The sequence below is a fragment of the Saprospira sp. CCB-QB6 genome, assembly GCF_028464065.1.
Classification (GTDB): domain Bacteria; phylum Bacteroidota; class Bacteroidia; order Chitinophagales; family Saprospiraceae; genus Saprospira.
Map to the genome: position 1 here is coordinate 784,733 of NZ_CP116808.1, position 23,087 is coordinate 807,819.

General features: G+C 45.8%; 13 protein-coding genes. 4 read left to right on the forward strand and 9 right to left on the reverse strand.

Features of this window, described 5'->3' with window-relative positions; all coding sequences use genetic code 11:
* Window positions 1-25 precede the first annotated feature (25 nt).
* The 6 genes from rpsR to PPO43_RS03050 all read right to left on the reverse strand — a co-directional run bounded on the left by rpsR (window position 26) and on the right by PPO43_RS03050 (window position 6,924).
* A complete protein-coding gene (gene rpsR, locus PPO43_RS03025) occupies window positions 26-295 on the reverse strand; it encodes a 30S ribosomal protein S18 (RefSeq protein ID WP_336298913.1) in 270 nt (89 codons plus the stop codon).
* A 51-nt stretch (window positions 296-346) separates the two neighbouring features.
* Window positions 347-724 carry a 30S ribosomal protein S6 gene (gene rpsF, locus PPO43_RS03030; RefSeq protein ID WP_272620322.1) on the reverse strand — a complete coding sequence of 126 codons (378 nt, stop codon included), beginning with the start codon at window positions 722-724 and terminating at the stop codon, window positions 347-349.
* 126 nt (window positions 725-850) lie between these two features.
* Window positions 851-2,143, reverse strand: coding sequence for an amidohydrolase family protein (locus PPO43_RS03035; RefSeq protein WP_272620323.1), 1,293 nt, complete (start codon window positions 2,141-2,143; stop codon window positions 851-853).
* Between the two features lie 198 nt (window positions 2,144-2,341).
* The gene (locus PPO43_RS03040; RefSeq protein ID WP_272620324.1) at window positions 2,342-5,368 is read right to left on the reverse strand and encodes an amidohydrolase family protein; all 3,027 of its coding nucleotides are present in this window, start codon (window positions 5,366-5,368) and stop codon (window positions 2,342-2,344) included.
* Window positions 5,369-6,004: 636 nt separating this feature from the next.
* The gene (locus PPO43_RS03045; protein WP_272620325.1) at window positions 6,005-6,496 is read right to left on the reverse strand and encodes a hypothetical protein; all 492 of its coding nucleotides are present in this window, start codon (window positions 6,494-6,496) and stop codon (window positions 6,005-6,007) included.
* Window positions 6,497-6,537: 41 nt separating this feature from the next.
* Complete coding sequence (locus PPO43_RS03050) at window positions 6,538-6,924, reverse strand: hypothetical protein (RefSeq protein ID WP_272620326.1); 387 nt, start codon at window positions 6,922-6,924, stop codon at window positions 6,538-6,540.
* Between the two features lie 309 nt (window positions 6,925-7,233).
* On the opposite strand from PPO43_RS03050, the gene PPO43_RS03055 reads away from it, so the two are divergent.
* Complete coding sequence (locus tag PPO43_RS03055; RefSeq protein ID WP_272620327.1) at window positions 7,234-11,262, forward strand: AAA domain-containing protein; 4,029 nt, start codon at window positions 7,234-7,236, stop codon at window positions 11,260-11,262.
* A 696-nt stretch (window positions 11,263-11,958) separates the two neighbouring features.
* Here PPO43_RS03055 and PPO43_RS03060 read toward each other — a convergent pair.
* Window positions 11,959-13,821 (reverse strand): T9SS type A sorting domain-containing protein, encoded by a 1,863-nt coding sequence (locus tag PPO43_RS03060; RefSeq protein WP_272620328.1) that lies wholly within the window; start codon window positions 13,819-13,821, stop codon window positions 11,959-11,961.
* A 249-nt stretch (window positions 13,822-14,070) separates the two neighbouring features.
* On the opposite strand from PPO43_RS03060, the gene PPO43_RS03065 reads away from it, so the two are divergent.
* Window positions 14,071-16,374: a T9SS type A sorting domain-containing protein gene (locus PPO43_RS03065; RefSeq protein ID WP_272620329.1), complete on the forward strand. Its 2,304-nt coding sequence runs from the start codon at window positions 14,071-14,073 to the stop codon at window positions 16,372-16,374.
* A gap of 210 nt (window positions 16,375-16,584) precedes the next feature.
* Here the strand turns inward: PPO43_RS03065 and topA are convergent, their stop codons facing one another.
* The gene (gene topA, locus PPO43_RS03070; RefSeq protein WP_272620330.1) at window positions 16,585-19,215 is read right to left on the reverse strand and encodes a type I DNA topoisomerase; all 2,631 of its coding nucleotides are present in this window, start codon (window positions 19,213-19,215) and stop codon (window positions 16,585-16,587) included.
* Between the two features lie 348 nt (window positions 19,216-19,563).
* Here topA and PPO43_RS03075 point away from each other — a divergent pair, with 348 nt between their 5' ends.
* On the forward strand, window positions 19,564-20,325 hold the full coding sequence (locus PPO43_RS03075; protein ID WP_272620331.1) for an alpha/beta fold hydrolase: 762 nt from the start codon (window positions 19,564-19,566) through the stop codon (window positions 20,323-20,325).
* 69 nt (window positions 20,326-20,394) lie between these two features.
* Window positions 20,395-21,540 (forward strand): OmpA family protein, encoded by a 1,146-nt coding sequence (locus PPO43_RS03080; protein WP_272620332.1) that lies wholly within the window; start codon window positions 20,395-20,397, stop codon window positions 21,538-21,540.
* Window positions 21,541-21,690: 150 nt separating this feature from the next.
* On the opposite strand, the gene ftsZ is transcribed toward PPO43_RS03080, so the two are convergent.
* Entirely contained in the window at window positions 21,691-23,082 is a 1,392-nt protein-coding gene (gene ftsZ, locus PPO43_RS03085) for a cell division protein FtsZ (protein WP_272620333.1), read from the reverse strand.
* Between the last annotated feature and the right edge of the window lie 5 nt (window positions 23,083-23,087).

Consider the following 23,087-nt stretch of genomic DNA (forward strand, 5'->3'; position numbering starts at 1 on the left):
GTTTTGAACAATCTTCTTTAATCAATTACTTCTTCATCAAGTCAGCTACATAAGGTAGCATAGCCAAGTGGCGAGCACGCTTAACAGCTGTAGCCACTTTACGCTGGTACTTCATTGAGTTACCAGTGATACGACGAGGTAGCAATTTACCTTGCTCGTTAATGAAGTTCATAAGGAAATCGACATCTTTGTAATCTACGTACTTGATGCCGTAACGGCGAAAGCGACAATATTTTTTGCGCTTTTGGCCAATTTTAGGATTGCTCAGAAACTTGATATCTTCTCTACTTGCCATAACAAGTTAATTTTAAATTGGAATAAATGAATGATTCTAAAAAGAATTAGACTACTTCTCAGCAGACTCTTCTTTCTCCTCTTTTTTCTTACCGATCAAACCGTTGCGCTTGTCGTCATTGTATTTTACACCATGTTTGTCCAACTTGATAGTCAAGAAACGCAAAACACGGTCATCACGACGGAAGGCCAACTCTAGGTCCTCAATCAAATTTCCAATTACCTCCTCAGTTTTGAACTCTACTACGAAGTAAGCTCCAGAACTGCGACGGTTGATGGGATAAGCCAATTGCTTGATACCCCACTCATCAACATTTACGATCTCGCATTTGTTGTTTTTCAAATGCTCTACGTAAAGCTGAGCTGTCTCTTTGATTTCATCACCTGACAGAACGGGATCGACGATGAAAGTACACTCGTATTGTCTCATTAAGATTTACAGTGTTAAATATGGTTAGATAAAATAAAAAACCGCCCCTCTGAGCGGAGGAGCGGCTGCAAAAATAAGCTTTTATCTCAATTATCAAAAACTATTTGATCCTTATTGCTAAGGTTTTTAGTTTTTGCTGCTTGGAGTTTCCAACTCATATTTATCCATGTACTTTTTGTAAAGCTGTTTTTGCTTGTCTTTCTCCAAATCCAAAAGCTTCCCATCCAAATAAGCTGCAGTAATCTGACTGCTTCGCATATCCAATAAATCGCCCTTGGAAAGGATGAAGCTAGCCGCTTTGCCCTTTTCCAAACTACCAATCTGCTCCGATACCCCCAAGATTTCTGCTACATTGCTGGTAATGGCAGCCAAGGCCACTTCCTTGGGCAAGCCATAAGCTACCGCTTGCCCCGCCTGAAAGGCGAGGTTTCGCTGGTTCCAGCTCCCCTGCATACTCAAAGCGAATTGAACTCCTTTTTCATGCAAAATGGCCGGCGTTTTATAGGGCTGATCCACATCATCATGCTCCAAACGAGGCAAGGCGTGTAGATTGCTTAAGATGACGGGAATCTTTTGCTCAGCCAAGAAATCAGCAATGCGCCATGCCTCTGCCGCCCCAACAAAAACTAACTTCACTCCATAAGGCGATAATAACTGATGGGCCTCTAACATGGCCTTGGCCTCATCTACATGCACATACAAACGCTTCTCTCCAGAGAATAAGCCCCGCATGCTCTCCATTTTGATGTTCTTTTTTTCAGGCAGCTCTTGCTTGCAGTAAGCCGCAGCTTCTGCTAAATAGAGCTGTAAACCCTCTATGGTTGGCCGATATTTCTCATTGAGTTTGGTGGGACCAGGAGCCGCCCACCAACCCGTAAACTGAAAGCGATTGGGCCACCACAAATGCGTGCCCTCATCCAATTCTACAGCCGCATCTTCCCAATTAAAAGCCGATAGACGCAAAACAGATGACTGGCCCGAAATCCGTCCGCCTTCTGGTACGACCTGGCTATATAAGATGCCATTGCTTAAAATGGTGGGCAAGATCTCCGAATCGGTATTGTAGGCCACCACAGAGCGAATATTGGGATTAAAGTAGCCGACTTCTCTAAAGTCTAGGGTGGCTCGAACCGCCTCTACCTCTACCAAGCCCAATTGGGTGTTGGCAGCAATTAAGGCCGGATAAACCCACTGCCCTTGCCCATCTATCTGCTCTTTGTAGTTTTTCTGGGCCAGTTCTTTGGCTGGACCAAGCTCTACAATTTTGCCTGCCTTCACGGCGATTGCCCCCTCTTCTATAATTTCTCCTTGGCCCGTATGAATACGAACATTTTTCAGGAGATAATGATCTGTTTTCTGTGCCCAGACCGAGGCGGTTATGGCCCAAAATAAGAGGACCAACAAACTCCATTTTTTCATCTATATATAATATGTATCATGTTAATAATTAGGCCCCCTTTTCTGCGACTAGAGGCGGGCGAAGCCCGCCGGCCTAGCGATGCGGAGGGGTGGCCGTCAGGCCAGACCAAGGCGGCGAAGCCGCCGCAGGGCCGAGCGAATAGCGAGCCCCAAAGCGTAGCGCCGACGAGCGCAGCGAGGCGGAGGCCCCAAATCCCCCTAATCTAATTTCCAGCCCCCCAAGGCATTGAGCTGCACATCTCCACAATGATAATGCTTGTCCTCTGTGGGCATAGCGGGCTGCGTAGGTTCTCCAGCCGATTTTGCGCCCAACATCTTCTGAATCAGCCGCTGACGCTCAGCCTTGAGCTCGGCCCGGAGACGCTGATCGCGCTCCAAAGAGTAGTAGCAAATGCCGTCTACATAGGTTTGTTCGGCCTTGGCATAAATAGAGAGCGGATGGTCGGACCAAAGGACCAAATCCGCATCCTTGCCTTTTTTGATGCTGCCCAATTGGTCATCACAACGGAGCAGTTTAGCGGGATTTAACGTCACCATCTTCCAGGCTTCTTCCTCGCTCATCTGGCCATATTTTACACTTTTGGCAGCCTCTTGATTGAGGCGGCGGCCCATCTCAGCATCATCTGAATTGATGGCCGTAACCACATCCATAGCATCCAAAATTTTGGCATTATAGGGAATCGCATCCCGAACTTCTGCCTTATAGGCCCACCAATCCGAGAAGGTAGAGCCCCCGGCCCCATGTTCCTTCATCTTATCGGCTACCTTATAGCCTTCCAAAATGTGCGTAAAGGTATTGATGCGGAAATTATAGCGCTCGGCCACTCGCATCAGCATAGTAATTTCACTTTGCACATAAGAATGGCAGCTAATGAAGCGCTCCTTATTGAGGATTTCGAGCAGGGCATCCAACTCAATATCTCGACGGGTATTTTCGGGATCCTTTTTTAGGGCTTCGCCATAGGCTTGGGCCCGACTAAAATAGTCTTCATAGACCTGTTCTACCCCCATACGAGTTTGGGGAAAACGTTTGTTTTGACGATCGCCCCAATTGGACTGTTTTACATTTTCGCCCAAAGCAAATTTGATAAAAGGAGCCGCATTTTCATACTTGAGCTCCTCAGGCAAAACGCCCCAACGGAACTTAATCAAAGCCGCTTGTCCCCCAATAGGATTGGCCGAACCATGTAGCAATTGGGCCGAAGTCACGCCCCCAGCCAACTGTCGATAGATATTGACATCATCGCTATTGAGTACATCCCCAATGCGGACCTCCGCAGAGCTAGCCTGCGTGCCCTCATTGACCCCGTTTTGGATGGCAATATGCGAGTGCTCATCAATGACCCCAGTGGTGAGGTGCTTGCCTTGAGCATTCACCAATTTGGCCCCTTTGGGCAGCTTGATGTTCTTCCCAATCTTCTTGATCTTTCCATTCTCAATCAAGACATCAGTATTCTCTAAGATGCCTTGTTTTTCATTGGTCCAAACCGTAGCCCCCTTAAAGAGAACGAGCTCTTGTTTGGGCGCCTGCTCAGCCGTATGACCAAAGGCGGTAAAGGGATAGCGCAGTTTACTGGCCCAGTTCAGGCTGCTATCTCTTTTGGGTAATTCGGCGGCTTTCTTAGGCTCAAAAGCCGCTTGGCGTTGGCCTTTTACATTCAGCCAATTGCCTTTTTCATCCTCGGCATAACCGATGATGCTGCCGGCCTTCCATTGAGCACTAATGCGAATAATAGGCGCTGTGCTATCTGCCGTAAACTTCCCTGAAAGGCTCAGGCTGGGATAATGATAATCCAACTTTAGTTTGATTGGCTTTTGCGTGCTATCAGCAAAAGTAAGTTTTGCAGTAGGCTTAAAGGCTTTGCCCTCTATGCTAATTTGATAGCTTTTTTGCTCCAAGTTGAGGCTGTAGGTCCCGCGAATATCATCCGCTTGAAGGTTGGCCTCGCTATAAACCTTGCCCTTCACCCAATGTTGCAACAACTGGCTATTTTCCATTAAAATTGGTGCTGAGCTAATAAAGAAATTGGCCCATTTACCCGCCTCTAAGGTCCCTAGTTGCTCCGATAGGCCCAAAAAGCTAGCGGGCTGAGTGGTTAGGGCGGCCAAGAGATCCTCTTCACTTAATCCAGCCGCATAAGCTTTGCGCAAACTGGCCCAAATGGCTGTTGGTTGTTTGAGTCCTTCTGTGGTTAATGAAAAGGCCAGACCTGCTTCAGCTAAGGCGGCGGGATTGGCGGGAGCCAGCTCCCAATGCAGCATTTGTCCCAATTTGATAAAGTTGGCATCTAGTGGGTCACTCACATCATAGGCCTCTGGAAAGTTCAGGGGCACCACCAATTTGGCCTTTATGGCCTGCAAAGCCTCCAAACGGCGATACTCATCCCCGGCCCCAACAAAGATGTATTCCTTGCCAAATTCTTGGGCAATTTTATGCGCTCTCAGAATATTAAAGCGCTGCTTGGCCTCAAAAAACTGCGGCAAGGCTTGTAGCTCATTAAAGCGGGCCAAAGAGCGGTTGTATTCTAGTCCAGCCTCCTGCTTTTGGTAATAATCCGCATCATAATAGGTTTGGCGAAGCAAGGCAATAGCCCCCATCAAAGAGCTGGGATAATCTTGAGAAGAACTCCCCTTAGAAAAAGAGTAATGCGCCCCAGCTTCTCCCTTGAGGATCATCTCTTGGGCCGATTCTTCACCTAGGAAAACAAGGGCAGAACTTCCTCTGGCGATACCGTCCTTTTGTTGGCTCAGGCAAAGGCCAAAACCTGCTTGGCGCAAGGCCTTAGCTGCCTTTTTATCGGGAGAAAACAGCTGGTCGGCTCTTTGTTCTGGCCGAATCGCTTCGTTCCAGCTAAAGGGCCCCTTTTTATCCGACAGAAATTGCGGATTCCCCTGATTATTGTCCTTTTTAGGATTGGCTGAAAGACCGTAATTAGTACTCAATTCAATAAAAGAGGGATAGATGTATTTGCCCGCCAGATCAATCTCCACAGCCCCCTGAGGCCGCTTTAAATCTTGGCCCACTGCCACAATCTTCCCTTCTTTAATCAGCAACTGGGCATTTTTGAGCAACTGCTTGGGCCCCGTCTGAATATGGGCATTGGTAAATAGGTAGCAGCCCTCTCTTTGGTCTACCACCCCATTTTCTGGAAAACTAGGCCGCTGAGCCAACAGGCCTGCCCCCAATCCCAAATAAAGCAGTAAACATAAATAGACTATCCTCATACGAAATAAAATTTGGTTTTTTGATGTAATCCACAAGCGAAAGATACGCTCTTTGGCCAATATAGGACAGTTTTTAGGCGGCTTCCTTTTTTTTCGATAGACGCTTTTCTCTTATCCACTAAATGATTTTTATTTGGGGCCTCCCGCCTGCGGCGGGCGCTACGCTTTGGGGCTCGCTGTTCGCTCGGCCCTGCGGCGGCTGCGCCGCCTTGGTCTGGCCTGACGGCCACCCCGCCGCATCGCTAGGCCGTTTGGCCTTCGGCCATGGGCCTGTAGGTTGAAACCTACAGCCAATTAACAAATGTATTTTCATGTTCAATGGAGGGTTGAAACCCTCCATAAATAAACATCTTTTAGCCCTTCTTTGCGGCTAGGGCTTGGGCTCATTTTCTTGTTTAGTGAATAGCTTCAGGAGTAGAAAAGCGAACAAGGACTTTAGTTCGCTCAGTCAATAACCCTGGGCTTCAGCCTAGGGCTATAAGTATTAACAGAAATCCACATCATCAAAACCTTTTTGCCCTATTCTGCAGATGCAAAACGGCATCTCGAAGGCTTGGTCCAGAAAAGTAGAAAAGAGAGACAAAAGAAAGCGCCCGTCTACCGACGGGCGCTTTAAGTTTAGGCCAAAAGGGCCAATTAGTTTTCCATAAAAATGTTTTCTTCTTCGGCGGGGACAAAATACCAGCGGCGGAGATTGCCTTCATGCAATTGGTCCACGACCAGTTTGCCATCTTCTAGTTTGATAATGCGCATATCGTTCCAGCCGCGCACTTGTAGAAATTGGATAGAGTCTTGGCGAACTTGGAAGTCAAAGATGCGATCTCGGCCACCGATATCCATCTTCCACTTGTCTACTAATTGTTTTTTGTACTTGGTCTTTTTGCCTTTTTTGACCTCTACTTTTTCTTTGAGGTCATAGAAATACATGACGATTGGGCCGGCTTGGGCGTTACAGTCGATAAACTGGCCATTGAGCTCAAGGTATTCCGTTTGCCAGGGGTGGCTTTTGAGCATTTTCATGGTCTTTTTTTCTTCCTTGCTGGGCTTGTACTTTTTATTTTTCTGGGCCTGTAGTGGGAGGACCAAGAGGGCCAAAAAACAAGCAATGACTAATGATCTAAGGGGCATAACAAGCGTTTAAATTTTATAAAATGCGGTATGTAAAAGGCTTATGGTGCAGGTTTTTGCAATTTCCATTCCGCCTTTTCACTCTGCAAAATTAACAAACTATCGCTAAGTTCCACAATGGCCGTGGGGGGGAGTATTTTAGTGGGATGTTGATAAAAGAGGCTATCATTTCGGAAGAAAAAGCGGACGCTATCGGCATGGGGGGGGCTGACAAAGCTTTTGATGCGGAAGCTATCGCGAGTAAAGGTATATCTGGGGTCTCCCATAGATGGGCCATCTACTTGCATTTTTGGGGTTTTGATATAAGCAACATCCCAAGAGCGGTAGAGCAGCTCTAGGTCAAATTTGGAAGATTGGGCCAATTTTTTTGGGCCCGTGCAGGCGCCCAGAAAGAAAAGCGCGATAGCGCTATAAGCTAGATATTTCATAAGGTATAGTTTTATATAATCAACTTCATTTACAGTGGGTATATTCTCTGCGTTTGGGGGCGAGCGCAGCGAGCCGGCTGAGGGATGGGCAGCAGTGGCGCGCAGCGCCAGACCAAGGCGGCTTTGCCGCCGCAGGGCCGAGCGACTAGCGAGCTGCGAGACAGCCCGACCCGCCTGCAAGGCGGGGCAGCCCCTAAACAGCGGCAGAAAAAGCGGTAGACTTGCATTTAGAGGGAGAAGTAAAGCATTTTCTAAAAAAACTCGCTATCTTCCTGCTATAAAATTCCTTTGAAAATATAGCCCAATTGTATGCAGGCCTCATCACTTGATTTACGTTTTTTAGAGCAGCTCAAGCAGCGTTTACAACTTTCTAACCGCCGATCTATTTATTTGAATGCGTTGGCGGGCCGGTCTCGCAACCGTTTGAACCTTACGGACCTCAATCAGATTGAGCCTCGTTTGGCGGAGCAATTTATTCATTTATTGTTGAGCAAGCCTAGTTTTCGTTTACAATTTAGGCCGACTGAGGAGCGTTGGCAGGCGGAGCCTGAGTTGGGGCGGGTCATGCGTCGGCTCAATAATATGTTATTGGATCATCAGGATCATTTGGCGGAGCAGGGTGTGGCGACCTTTGGTTTTGGATTTCCGGTCTTGCTCAAGCGAGATCAGGAGGATCCGAGTCGGATCATTAAGGCGCCGCTTTTTGTTTGGTCTTTGGAGTTAAAGCGCAATTGGCGCAAAAGTAATGAGTGGACCTTAGAAAGAAGTGATGATTATGCGCTTTCTAGCAATCGTTCCTTGGCGGCGCATTTGCTTAAGGACATGCAGATTCGGCTTTCTCCGCTTTACGATCATTTTACGGATGATGGTTTATTGGATGAGAAAGAGGTTTTGTATACGGTGGGCAAGCAATTGGCCCAACTGCTTCCGGAGCAAAAGGAAGCGGAGGTACAGGCGGATCTCTTGGCCAGTTGGAAAAAGGGGATTGTTCCTTTGCCGACCCTTAAAGATGAGTTATTAGAGTTGACTGAAAATGGCCCCAAGCTCGTTTGGGCGGGTTTATTTGGTTTGTATAAGGGGCAAAAAGAGAGTTTGGCCCAAGACATACAGGAATTCATACAGCGGTTTGACAGCTTAGGGCATTTATTGCGTCCTATTGGGCAAGAAGAGTTTGGGGGGCAGTTAGCGCCCAAGCTCATGCAGCATAGTTTTCCGATGGTTCCGACAGACCCTAGTCAGCAGCATCTTTTGCATGATTTATTTAGAGGCAAGCAGATCATTGTGCAGGGCCCTCCGGGTACGGGAAAAAGCCAGAGTTTGACGGCTGTGCTCAGCAATTTGTTATCTAATGGGGCGCGTTGTTTGGTGGTTTGTGAGAAGAAAACGGCCTTAGATGTTTTGTACAACAACCTCAAGGATTTGGGGCTAGAGGAGCTAGCGGTCATTGTGGAAGATCTCTATCGGGATCGTAGTCCCTTGGTGCGTTCTATGCGGGCGCGTTTGCAGCAAAAGCAGAAGAGTTATAAGCCTTCTAGTCATTATTTGCGGAGCTTGCAGACCATGGCGGCCTATAGTCAGCAATTGCAGGGGTATCATGAGCAGCTATTGGCGCAGCTATCTGGAGAAAAGCGCTGGAGTGATTTGGTGGATGAATATTTGGAGTTGGCGTTGAGCTATGATCGCAAGCGGATTGCGGGCAAGTTGAATCCCAAAGCCTTTAGTTTTGAGAATGCGGAATTAGAAGAAATCCTGCGAATTTTGGAAGAGGGGGAGCCTTTGTTTCGGGAGTTAGGCAGTTTGCAGCATCCCTTCAATGCCTTTAGTGACCAGTTTTTTAGCAATGGGAATACGCATGCGGTAAAGCTGGATTTGGGCAAAAAGCTCAGGGGCTTGCACAATGCATTGGATGCGGCCCAGAGTGATCTCCTCTCCTATTTGTATGAGTATGAGAAGTTATTAGAGAATCATTATGCGGAGACCATGAGCTTTAAGGGCAAAGCCTTAGAGGAGATGAACGATTTGATTTCGGAGGGTTTTGAGACCAGCAAATACTTCTTTAATAAAAACAAGGGGTTTTATCGTTCTTTGCTGCGCTCGGTTTCTAGTAAATACAAAAAGCTACAAGACGATAAGGAGAAAGTAGTGGCCCATTATAAGTTGTTGCGTAGTTTTCATCAGCGCTACAACTACTTTGATTTCCAGTTTTTGAAACTGGATGATATAGACATCATCATCTTTGAGGATATTCAGAAAAATATAGGGGAGTACAGCAAAAAGCTAGGCGATTGGTACTTTGATCGGAGCAAAGACATTCAGCGTTTGGTGAATGAGCTTTCTTTGCAGAATGTGCATCCGCATGTAGATTTTAAGGCTAGAGTGCAGGAGTTAAGTCGCAATTTGGATGTTTTTGCGGACTCTTATCGCAAGAGCAACATCTTTAAGGTCCCTTTCCGCTTTGATTCTGCGGTTTTGCGGCAGCGGCTCAATCATTTGGAGAACCTCTATGAGAATTTGGGGAAACTCTTGGCTCGTTTTGAAAAGGAGTTTGATGCTTATCATCGGCTCAAGTTCTTTTGGGAGCAGCTTTCTGCGGCCGAGCAGCAGGCCTTTATGGCCCTTTCGGAAACTGATCCACCCGATTGGCAAGGGCATTTTAAGAGCTGGTACATTTATGAACTTTTGGAGCGACAAGACAAGGAACGTTTACCTCAGGCGGACAGCTATAGTCGTTTGCTCAAGTACTATGAAGAAGAGCAGGATCGGATGCGGAAAGAGTTGAAGCAGCACACTTTGCTTTATTGGCGAGCCAAGCAGGCGCAGGCTGTAGAGCAATTTAATCGGGAGAAGGCGCCTTTAAAAGTACATTCCATTTACAACCTCAGGGGGGCCAATGGAGGCAAGCGCACGCCATTGCGGCAAATCTTTGAGGCCGATCCACAGCTATTTACTAGTTTTTTTCCGGTCCTGATGGTTAATCCTTCGGTAGCAGCGGCTATGTTGCCCTTAACGCCCCATCTTTTTGATGTTGTCATCTTTGATGAGGCCAGTCAATTGCGTTTGGAGGATACATTTTCGGCCCTATTGCGGGGGCGGCTCAAGGTCATTTCTGGGGATAGTCAGCAGATGCCGCCCTCGGACTACTTTGCCAGTCGAGAATCGGCCTTTTTGGAAGAAGAAGAAGAGGATGAAAACGCTTGGGAATTGGAAAAAGAGGCAGTGGATTATTTGGCAGGTAGTGAGTCTTTATTGGAGTATTCGGTGGCTGATGGGCGTTATGAAGAGAGTTTTTTGCAGATTCACTATCGGAGTCGGCACCCCTACCTCATTGATTTTTCCAATGCGGCCTTTTATGGGAAACGCTTGCGGCCAGTGCCTGCACAGGAAGACTATTGTCCCATTGAGTTTAGGGCGGTAAATGGCTTGTATGAAAACTCGACGAATCCGACAGAGGCGGAGGCGATTTTAGAAGAGTTATTGGTCCTTTACAAGCAGTATAAAGAGCAGCTCCCCTCCATAGGGGTAGCCACCTTCAACCTCAAGCAGCGCAACTTAATCTTGGAAAAAATGCAGCTGCGCATGAGTCAATCCGAGAGTGAGGCCAATGCGTTTGAGGCCTTGCAGGGGGCGGGCTTATTTGTCAAGAACTTGGAGAACATACAGGGAGATGAGCGAGATATTTTGCTTTTATCGACCACCTTTGGGAAAAGAGAAGATGGGCGTTTCATTCAGAACTTTGGTCCGATCAATAGGGAGAAAGGTTATCGTTTGCTGAATGTGTTGATTAGTCGGGCCAAGCAGAAAATCCTTCTCTTTTCGAGTATTCCGCAAGAGTACATTTTGCGTTATCGGGAGTTAATTCCAGAAGAGGGCAATTATGGCAAAGCTATTTTCTATGCTTATTTGGCTTATGCGCAGGCGGTTAGTGAGGGGAATTTGGCTTTACGGCAGCAGATTTTGCAGCTTGTTTATAGTCATTCGGACCAGAAGCAGCTAGAGGAATTTAATCCTGAGAGTCGCTTAGCGGGTTTTGCCTTGCGTTTTCATCGCTTTTTGTCCAAGCATTTGCCAGAGAGTTATCAATTAGATTGGCAGGCGCAGTTGGCGGGTTTGCAGATTCCCTTTTTGTTGAGAGATGGGCAAGGACAGCCCAAATTGGCCTTTTTCATTGACCTCTATCATTCGGATTATTCGGAGGAGGCCTATGCTTGGGATTTCTTCCGTCGCGATTATTTACAGCGCATGAATATTCCTTTGGAGCGGGTTTGGACCTACAGTTGGTGGAAGCAGACAGAGGCGGAGCAGGCTCGGATTCGGGCAATTTTAGAAGATTTGGAGTAGGTTTGGGGCCTGCCGCCTTCGGCGGCCGGGCCCTTTCAGGGCTCGCAGGTCTGCTCGGCCCTGCGCCGCTTTCAGCGGCTGGGTCTGCCGCTACGCGGCACCCTTGCAGGCCCCTAGGCCGACGGGCCTTCGGCCCTTTTTACTGTAGGTTGAAACCTACAGCAAGAATGGTATTGCTGCGCAATGATTTATGAATGAGGGTTAAAACCCTCATGAAATTAAGCCGTTTAAAAGCTCAAGTTTTATTGGGGTACAGAAGGTCCTGAACAGTTATTATAAAAAGCAAAAGCCGCTTTTCTTTACAGAAAAGCGGCTTTATATATTCAGCTTAGTTATAGGCATAAAAAAAGAGCCCGACCTGCACGGAGCGCTCAACCACCTACCCTTGCTTCGTTTCCGACCTGGGGGAGTTCAGTAGGAGCTGCTCCTGCCTCTTGGCTCAGTGGCAAATATACGCTCATTTTATGGATTTGCAAATTTTGCTTCATTTTTTTGTAAAAAAGGTCCATTTAGGGTTTTGGGGCGGCGAAGCCGCCTGGCCCGTAGGGCCGTTGGCCTACCGCTGCGGAAGGGTGGCCGCAGGCCAGACCGAAGCCCGCAGGGCTGAAGGGCCGAGCAAGCTTGCGAGCCCTGTAGCATAGGGGCGGCCGCCCCAAATGAAAGGGCGGCCGCAGGCCTCAAATAAAAATTATTGGCTTAGTGAATTTGGATCTTTTTGATTTGATGAAAATTGGGTCCAATAATTTGGAGGAAGTATATGCCTTGGGGGAGGTTATTCCAATGGATCTTATATAAATCTGCTTCTTTTTCGTATTGGATACTTTGTTTTCGGCCTTGAATGTCTAGCAATTCTAGTTGAAGACCATCAGTTGTTTGGTTGAGTTGGAGGTAGAGTTCATTTTGGGTTGGGTTCGGGAAAATTTGGAGTGCTAGAGCGCCGTTTTCAAAGTAAACTGTACGCAGGGCAGATATTGCCTGTTCCTCGTTTTGGGCTATTTGCAAGAGGCGGTAATAAGATTGACCTTGGAGGGGAGATTCGTCGGTCCAGCTATAATGTTGTTGTTGATCTTGTGAAGGAATTTGGGTTAAGGTTTCAAAATGGAGGCCATTAGCAGATCGTTGGAGTTCGAACCAGTTGGTTTGGTCTGTTTGGCTACGCCCCCAACTTAGATCAACCTTATTATTGGCTTTTTGGGCCTTAAAATAGCTAAGTTCTAAGGGAAGAAGCGCCTCATCAAAGACCCCATCGTCATTAGTTCCAGAAGGACTACCCGCAAAATTATTGCAGGGGGAGCTATTATTATTACAGCCTGCTTGACCATTAGTAGTTCGGCTGAGCACATTGCTATTAGGTTCTGTGCTAGAGTAAAAAATAACGCCTTGGCCACCGCCGCCACCGCCGCCATGTGGACTACTAAGGCTAGAGCCGCCAGTTCCGCCATTTGCTTCAACTAAAAGTGGGCAAGTAGAATTGATATTAAAATTATTGACGGCGAGCAAAATGCTACCTCCAGCACCACCGCCGCCAGCACCGTCATTGGTCCAAGAGGCGGCATCATTTCCGTTGGCAGAGATAGTGATGCCACTACAGCTAGCGGAGCTGATCATTTCTTGGGCTTTGATATAAATTAGGCCCCCACCATTGGCACCAGAAGTTCCGCGACTATTATTTTGTTGGCCGCCGCCACCGCCGCCACCAAAAAAGATGCGGTTGGGTGCTATTTGCGAAGAAAGAGCAAGGCCAGATTGCCCACCAACAGCGGTAGCGGCAGGGCAGACATTGCCGCCACCATTATAGCCACGGCCACCTTCGCCACCAGCGGTATAATTTCCACCACCAGCGCCACCACCATTGTGATGAGCGCCACCGCCGCCACCATTGAGCATTTTTGCTCGGGCATAGGTATAATTAGGGTTAGTATTTGGATAAATTCCTTCTCCTTTTTCGCCATATTCATCGGAGCTACTGATATAAACGCCATTGGCGCTACAAGCGGGACCACTATAGTTTCTAGAAACTGCGCCACCTCTAAAACCGAGGCCGTCTACAGAAATATTGTGAGCTAGAGTGAGTTGATTGAGCACCTCAAAGGCTAGAACACCTCCTGTTTGGCCATCCCAGGCTTTGGCAGTTAGGTCTGCTGTTGTGGTATAATTGGGGCTACCCAACTGTGGAAAAGAGACAATTTGTAGGCGGCTATTAGTTCCTGTGCTATATGGTCTAATCAATGAATTTTGGAGCGTAATGCTAATAGGCGTACCAGCAGATTCTGTATGGGATAGAATTTGGGCTATTTCAAAATTGCCTGCGTTGAGAATTTGGTCCAGATCCCCAAAACTACTGTTATTGGCGGTATTGCTACCAATTACATCATCTTGAACTTGGATGATTAGGACTTGTTCGCCATCTTCAAAGCTATCAAAAGTTTCATCTACTTGACTCAGCTGTAAGCTATTGCCACTAATATTAGTCACTCGAGCATAAGCATTTACCTGCATTTGGGCCGAAGCAAAATGGGCAAAACAAAGTAGGGATAAAAAGAGATAAATGTTCTTCAAAATTTTAGTTTTAAATACTTTTTAAAAATTAAAATTTACTTAAGGTGGGGTTACAATTATTTGTTGTCACAAATATAAAAAATGTGTAGTTTTTATTCAAAGGAAGACTAATTGTAAAAAATTTAATGTCTAGACTATTCAGTTAAACTTTGGGGACTGGCAGTGTTCTTGTCAAGGGGCTGATGATTTTTTAACCTCAGAACTCCCTAGAAATAAAAGAATTGAGGGGGGACTATTTTAACAACAACTATGAATCATTTATCAAATTACCTCATCTTTTTGGGCCTAATATTGGGCAGTTGGGTGCAAGCTCAAGAATTGCATTTTGCCGATTTACAAACGGCAGAAGGGCCATCTATAGAGCGATTGACGCTTTTGGCGCAGGATGAGCAGGATTATATTTACTTGGCTTTTGCCTATGAAGACAGCATTTTGGCAACAGGCAATACGCAGTATGTATTGGGGCAAAATTTGGGACAAAAGGAGTATTTGATCCAAAAACAGGATACTCAAGGGCAAGTGATTTGGCAGGGCGAGTTGAAGAGTGCTGCTGATTTTGAGCTGTATGGGCTCCAAGCTATTGGACAGCAACTTTATTTAGTGGGCAGTTTTAGTGGCCCTTTGAGCTGGGTACATGCTGGACAAACGGATAGTTTGGCGGCTGATGCAGATGGCAATACAGATGGTTTTCTGCTTCAGCTTTCTGCTGCGGGGCAGTGGCAAAGAGGAGCGGCCTTGCGTGCCAAAGGCGATTTAATGATTCGAGATATTGCGCAAACGGCTGGAGGAGATTTGCTTTTGACGGGTGGATTTAAAGACAGCCTTAATATTTCGCTAGCGGCCAATCCTCAATATTGGCGCTCGACAGCTTATCAGGGAAATTATTCTACTTATGATGTATTTGTCTTGGCCTATGATAGCAGTTTTCAGTATCAGAGAGGTTTTCAGTTGAGCAATCAATATCAGGATTATGGCCAAAAAATAGCCGTAAATAGTCAGGGCGATTGGTTGCTTTTTGGCAATTATTACGGCAGCTTAGACCTAGATCCCTCTAGCAACAGCCAAAGCATTTCTTATAGCGGCTCCAATGGAATTTTTGTGGCCAAGTATAATGCACAGGGGCAATATTTAGCGGGTTTTGGCTTAAGCTCTTCTTCTGGCGGAGGGCATATTTTGGGCGATGTTGCGCTTAGCCCCACTGATGAGCTTTACCTTTGTGGCGATCTTAATGCGACAACTGATCTAGATCCCTCTGCAGCTACTTATTCGGTTACGGGTTACTCTGGACGCTATGCTTTTTTTGCCCAATATGACGCACAACTCCATTTTGTGCAGGGACATAGTTTTGGAAACACCTCTACTCAGGCTGCTCGCGGCATTTTGCTCGATAACAGCCAGCAGATCTATCTTTGGGGACATTATGCCAGCAACCTAAACATCTCTGATGCAGCAGGCAACAGCCAGTTCTTGGCCAACAATGGAGGTTTTGATCTCTTTTTGGCCCGTTATTCTGCTCAGGCGGAGCTTCTTTGGGCCCAAAACTGGGGCAGCAGTGCCGATGAAGTTGCTGCGGCTAGCTTGATTCGCCCTGATGGCAAACTCTATCTAGGCGGAAGCTTTTCTAATAGTGTTGATTTTGATCCAATTTCTAGCGCTGGCCTAGCCCAAAGCCTAGCCAGCCAAGATGCCTTTCTCTTAGGCTTAAATGGAGCTTGTCAGCTACAAATTCAATCCAATTGGTCGCTACAAAATATTGTTTGTGCCAATGACTCTATCTATTTATCAGCTAGCGGAGCCGATAGCATTTATTTCCAGCCCCAATGGCCCAATAACAGCTATTATACCCCCAACCAATCTGAATGGATTTATGTTTTTGGCCAAGATAGCCTAGGCTGCCGAGCCCAAGATTCCTTAGAGATTATTTTGGCTCAAGCTAGCAGTTCTATTGACCAGCAACAGGCCTGTGGAAGCTTTAGCTGGATTGATGGAAACACCTATTATAGTAGCAACAATAGCGCAAGCTACCTACTTAGCAATGCCGCAGGTTGCGACTCTATCGTCTATCTTCAACTGACCATTGAGCAGCTAGATAGCACAGTTAGCCAAAGCAATGACAGCCTTTTTGCTAGCCCCAACGCCAGCAGCTACCAATGGATCGATTGCAATAGCGGCTTGGCTATTCCTGGCGCCAACAATGCGAGTTTTGCCCCCAGTAGTTCTGGAAATTATGCCGTAGAATTAACGCTAAACAGCTGCAGCCAAACCTCTGCTTGCTATCCATTTACTCTCACTACAGGCCTTGAGTCTATCGCCAACCATCAATTTAGCATTTATCCCAATCCCGCTCAAAATGAACTGTATTTAAGCTTTGAGCAAGATCAACAAGAGATTCATTTGCAGTTGTTTGACCTGCAAGGTCGAAAACAAAAACTACATTATCAGGTACAGGGACAAGATTACCAAATGAACTGGGAAAATCTTCCCCAGGGCATCTATTTCCTCCAAATTACAGGCGCCCATATTCAACACAGTCAAAAAATTCAGATTCACTAATTTGTTTTTTGGGGCCCGCGGCCGGCTAGGCTTCGCCTAGGTCGGCCGCCGCTATGCTTCGCGGCTCGCAGGTCTGCTCGGCCCTTCAGCCCTTCGGGCTTCGGTCTGGCCTTCGGCCACCGCTGCGCAGCGCTGGGCCAAATAAGCTTTTGGCAAAAATCAAAAAGAGCTATCAGAATAATCTGATAGCTCTTTGTTTATCGACAAGCTCTACTTTGCTTTCTTTTTCGGGCTAGCCTTTTTTGTTGTCGTCTTCTTTTTGGCTGTTGCTTTCTTCGCCTTGGGCTTTTTAACCGTCCCCCCTTGATCTTCCACCAAAGCAATCGCGCGTTCTAGCGTAACCTCTTTGGCTTCTTCTGGCGTTAGTTTTTTGCCATCGGCATCCAGCAACTTATAAGATTTTTTGCCAGAGCGGATAAAGGGGCCCCAGCGGCCATTTTCAATGTTGAGGCTATGATCTGGCCATTGTTGGATGTAGCGATTAGCTTCTTTTTCCAGCTTTGCTTCAATCAATTCTACAGCTTGGGCCTCTGTAATACTTTCCAATTGGAAGCCAGAGCCTTTAGTAATCGAAACAAACATCTTATTCCATTTCACAAAAGGACCAAAGCGACCAGAACCCTTAGTAATTGGCAAATCTTTAAAGTGACCAATTGGCGCATCTTCTTTGATGCGGGCCTCTACTAATGGAATTGCCTCCTCATAAGTAAATGAAATAGGATCGGCTCCTTTGGGCAAAGAAATAAATTTGCCATCGAATTTGACGTAGGGACCATAGCGGCCAGCATTTACTTCTAATTCTTGGCCTTTATAGGTTCCAATATTTCGAGGCAATTTGAATAACTCCAAAGCCTCTTCAAAAGTAATCGTTTCAATAGACTGCTCTCTTTTGAGGTTCGCATATTGAGGTTTTTCCTCTTCGCCTAGCTCATCGGGAGCGCCAATTTGGGCCAAAGGACCATAGCGGCCAATACGAACAAGTAGCGTATGCCCAGTTTTGGGGTCTTTACCTAAGATTCGTTCTCCAGTTACGCGATCGGCATCCTCAGCGGTTTGCTCTACTAATTTATGAAAAGGCTTATAGATGAGGTCCAGCATTTTTTGCCATTGCTCTTGCCCCTCTGCCACCTTATCTAAGCGGTCTTCTACATCGGCGGTGAAATTATAGTCCATAATATCACCAAAGTACTCCATGAGAAAATCCGTTACCTGTTTGCCCAAATCTGAAGCAAACAACTTATTCTTTTCCGTTCCGTATTTCTCGGTTAGTTCTACTGCTTTAATTTCGGCGGCTTCTTGTACTAAAGACAGTTTGCGGTAATTTCGCTCTTGGCCCTCTCTACTTTCTTTAGTCACATAGCCTCGGCTAGGGTCCATAATTTTAGTAATTGTTGGGGCATAAGTAGAAGGTCGACCGATTCCTCTTTTTTCCAACTCTTTAACCAAAGAAGCCTCTGCATAGCGAGAGGGTCCACGGCTAAAGCGTTCTGTGGTATCGATTCCCTCATTTTTTAGCTTTTGGCCTACTTTCATAGGAGGCAACAAGTCGCTGTTTTCCTCTTCTTCTTCCTCATCATCATCTTTATGGACCAGATAAAGGGCCAAAAAGCCTTCAAACTTGATTACCTCTCCTTTAGCCAAGAAAATTTCATCCGGGCGGCTAGAGATATCAATGGTCACCGTAGTTTTTTCTAAGAGGGCGTCAGCCATTTGGCTGGCCAAAGTTCTTTTGCGGATGAGGTCATAAAGGCGTTGCTCATCTCGGTTGCTGCTGACCACTTGTTTTTCTACATTGGTAGGGCGGATAGCTTCGTGCGCTTCTTGAGCGCCTTTCTTATTATTAAAGCTGCGTGCTTGGTGATATTTTGGTCCAAAAGACTTCTTAATCTCAGCTTCTAGGGCTTGCAGGGCCGTTTCGCTCAAGTTAGTCGAGTCCGTACGCATATAAGTAATATGTCCAGCCTCATAAAGTCTTTGAGCGACCTGCATTGTTTTGGCTACGCTAAAGTAGAGCTTATTAGAAGCATCTTGTTGGAGCGTAGAAGTGGTAAAGGGGGCAGGTGGTCTACGCTTGCTATCTTTAACCTCAATATCTTCAATCGTAAATTCGGCGCCAATACAATCTTGGAGGAAAGCTTGGGCTTCTTCTATTGTTTCAATATGCAATTCTTTGCTGCGGCTTTCGCGGCTAAAGAGTTTAGCTTGTAGTTTAGAGCTTCCGCCTCTTTCATTGGGTACTAAAAAGCTGGCGGTACCTGCAAAAAAGGCTTCAGGGGTAAACTCTTCAATCGATCTTTCTTTTTCTACGACTAGGCGGACCGCTACAGATTGGACACGGCCTGCAGAGAGTTTTCCACGAATTTTTTTCCAGAGCAGTTCTGAAAGTTCAAAGCCAACCAGTCGATCGAGGACGCGGCGGGCTTGTTGGGCATTGACCAGATCGAGGTCAATGAGGCGGGGGGCTGTAATTGCCTTTTGGAGGGCGGGTTTAGTAATTTCGCGAAAGACGATACGCTTGGTTTTATGTACATCTAGGTTTAGCACCTTAGCGAGGTGCCAAGAGATTGCTTCTCCTTCGCGGTCTTCATCCGTTGCGAGCCAGACCTCGTCTACTTTTTTGACCCAGCTTTTGAGTTCACTCACTACCTTTCTTTTGGCGGGAGAGATTTCGTAGTGGACCTTATAATTATTGTCCACTTCAATTGCTTTTTGGTCTTTAGAATTTTTGATGAGGTCTCGGATATGTCCGAAACTCGATTTTACGGTAAAGTCTTTACCGAGATATTTTTCAATAGTTTTGGCCTTAGCAGGCGACTCGACAATCAATAAATTTTTGGCCATAGTAAGTTTAAATAGGTGTGCCTAAAGAGGGTGGCAAGGGGTGAAATTTGGGTGGGGGGATAAGATCTCTGCCCTAATACTAAGTTTTTTCTGTATTTGTGGAAAGATGAAAGCTTATTTTTTTGTAAAAATCAAGAAAAAGGCAGCTTTTTGCCAGAAAAATTGTTTTATCGGCCTAGTTAAGGGCCAAAACTGGGCTATTTTTGGCCTAGCGATGTGAAAGGGTGGCCGAAGGCCAGACCGAAGCCCGAAGGGCTGAAGGGCCGAGCAGAGAGCGAGCCCTGAAACGTAGCGCCGCAAGGCGAAGCCGTAGCGGAGGCCCCAAAAAATTAACCAAATATATAATAAATGAAATTAAATTTTAAGCAGTACGGGGCTGGTAAGCCAATTGTGATTATGCATGGGATGTTTGGGATGTTGGATAATTGGCAATATGTGGCCAAAGAGTTGGCTGAGGAATATATGGTATTTTTGGTGGATTTGCGCAATCATGGAAAATCTCCGCATTCGGAGGAATTTAGTTATGCTTTAATGGCAGATGATGTTCGGAAATTCATGGAGGAGAATTGGTTATATGAGGCCAAAATAGTGGGGCATTCTATGGGGGGCAAAGTGGCTATGCAACTGGCGTTAGAGGAGCCCGACATGGTTGAACAATTGGTGGTTGTGGATATTGCTCCTAAGAGTTATAGGGGCAATCATGAGACGATTATTGCGGCCATGCAATCTTTGCCTTTAGGAGAATTAGAAAACCGGTCAGCGGCCGAAGCTCATTTGCGAAAAAGCATTCATGAGGAAGGGGTTGTACAATTTTTACTTAAGAACTTGAGTCGGGAGCGAACAGGGGGTTATCGTTGGAAAATGAATTTGCCTGTTATTGCGTCACATTATAGAGAAATTTTGGCTAATAGTTTGCCAGAAGAACAATATGAGGGTCCAACTTTATTTATACAGGGCCTTAATTCTCATTATATAAATCCCGAAGAATTAAGTGATTACCAACATTATTTTCCTGCGGCTCAAATTACGCCCATTGCGGATGCGGGGCATTGGGTACATGCCGAACAGCCCCAAGCTTTTCTGGCGGCCTTGCGGAAATTTTTCACCTAAAAATAGGATTTGGTAAGTCTTTTGATTCTCCAAAAGTAACTATTAAGTTCACTTAAAAAAGAATATTAAATGACGATGCATTTTCCCCTGAGGTTTTTCTCTGTCTTCCTCTTTCTTGTCTGTTGGGCTAGCACTTCCCTATTGGCCCAAAAGGAATATACAGATCATAAGCCTGTTTATCGCAAATGGCAAGACAACTACATTTTAGATAAAATTGAGTATACTAAGGACGAGACTGTTTTTTATTTTCGCTTTGTTTGTCGTTCAGGTCAAGGTATTAGTGCCATTTTTTATCCTCCGGGAGGGGAGGCTCCTTGGTATTTGCGGGCCAAAGATGGGCGTGCCTACAACCTCAAAGCGATTAAAAATATTCGGAGAAACAGTCAAATGTTGGCTCAACATCTACGTAGCAAAGGCGAATATATGTCTTTGGATGGTTTTGGCTACACTGTTTTTAGTTGTGAGGTTCATTTTGAACGGCTTCCCAATGATGTCAAAACGGCTGATTTTATTGAGGGGCGTGGGCATGAGTTTGACCAAAACCACTTTAACTGCTTTGATGTCAAGTTGAAAACTTGGGATGATGAGAGCTTAGGCAAAATTGCCGATTCGGAAGAGAATGTGCGTAATTTTGAACGCAAATTTGGTGTAAATACGAATAAAAAACCCAAGCCAAAGCCCAAAGTAGAACCTAAAGTAAGTCCAAAAGATCCTATTGCTCAGGTAGTAGATCCCAAGCCAAAGCCTAAAGTAAAACCTAAGGAAACAATTAAGCCCAAGCCTGAACCTACAGCTCCCCCAAAACCTAAAAAGATTCCTGCCTCAGAAGAACCTGGAGGTATTGCTAGAGTCCGCTCTGCGGAAGATGTTATTTGTGGCCAACCTTTGGTTTTAGACGGCCTTCAATTTCAGGACGGAACAACTGATTTCAAGGGTATGGTCAAATGTAAACAGGTCTTGCATTATGTTTTTGACTTTATGGAAAAACACCCTAATGCTAAGTTGACGGTCATCGGGCATACCGATATTTTTGGCGATAAGGAGCGAATGAAAGAACTATCTAAAAGACGTGCTCATAAGGTGCAGCGCTGGCTTTCAATGATGGGCATTTCTCCTTGGCGTATCGAAACGGAGTATTATGGTTTAGAAAAACCCCTTTTGCCTGAAGGCAGCTCGCTCAATCGTCGTGTAGAAATAAAATTAAGCTGCAACTAATTTGTATATGTACTTTGCTCATCCTTGTTTAGTAAGGGTGAGCTTTTTTATATTTTTGGGCCACAGCCAAAAAAGGGCCTTCGGCCTCAAAAAAAAGCAGAAACTTTCATTTAGAAAGTTTCTGCTTTTCACTGAAGACAAAGAAGTTAACTAGTCTACATTATCGTGCAAATAAGAATTCCGCTCGTTAATTTCTGGACGGCCATGTTCATCTACTGACCAATTAGAAGACTCTTTTTTATCCTTCTTCTCCTTGCCTTCCAATCGAACTCCTTTACGCATATAAGCGGGTTGATTCTCTAGACGACGAAGTTCTTCGCTATCTCCAAGCTGATAAGGCGGCTCCATATTACGGCGCTGCTGCTTTTGCTCATTTTTAACGAAGGGTTCTTCTCTTTTTTTATCCGAAAAGGGCTCTTTTTCAGAACCTAGTTCTTGAATCCCTTTTTTTTTACTCAAAAAATTGTAGCTATCATCTTCTCCATCATCCAAAGAAACGCGCTCAATCGTTTTGCGAGGCTGCTTTACAGGCTCTTCCTGCTTGCGAACCTGCTCGGCCTTAAAGCGAAGTTCGTTCTCTTTTAGAGAAGACTGAAAACCTGTAGCAATAACCGTAACAGCTAGGCTATCGCCTAAGCTTTCATCATGGCAGTTACCCCAGATCAAGTCAGTACCTTCACCAGCTTCATTCTGCACATATTCCGTAATCTCAAATACCTCATCCATAGTCACTTGACGTGCACCAGAGGTGATATTCAACAAAATATGTTTAGCTCCTTTGATATCGCTATCTTCGAGTAGTGGTGACTCCAAAGCACTTTCTACTGCTTCCAAAGCACGGTTTTCACCATCCTTGACCGCTGTACCCATAACCGCTACACCAGAATCGCGCATAACGGTATTTACATCTTCAAAATCTACGTTCACATAACCAGGAACCGTAATGATTTCCGCAATACCCTTGGCTGCTGTAGTCAAGATATTATCGGCCTGCGCAAAGGCATCAGAAAGAGAAAGATTACCATAGATTTTACGCAACTTATCATTTGAAATAACGATAAGCGTATCTACGTTCTTTTTCAATTCTTCCAATCCTTCTTGAGCTTGCTTGGCCCGACGACGGCCCTCAAAACCGAAAGGCATGGTCACAATCGCCACTGTCAAAATATCTAACTCACGAGCTGCTTTAGCGATAACAGGAGCAGCTCCTGTACCTGTACCACCACCCATACCAGCAGTGACAAATAGCATTTTCGTATTGTGTTGGAAAAACTCTTTGACTTCTTCCAAAGACTCAATGCAAGACTCTCGGCCCACAGCAGGTTTAGAGCCCGCTCCGCGACCTTCTGTGAGATTGGGACCCAACTGAATTTTTACAGGGATCTTACTTTGATTCATCGCTTGATTATCGGTATTGGAGATCGCAAAATCGACCCCCACAATGCCTTGATCAAACATGTAGGCAACAGCATTACTACCTCCACCTCCAACGCCTATTACCTTGATAATAGACTCGTTATCTTCAGGTATATTGAATTGCATAGCAA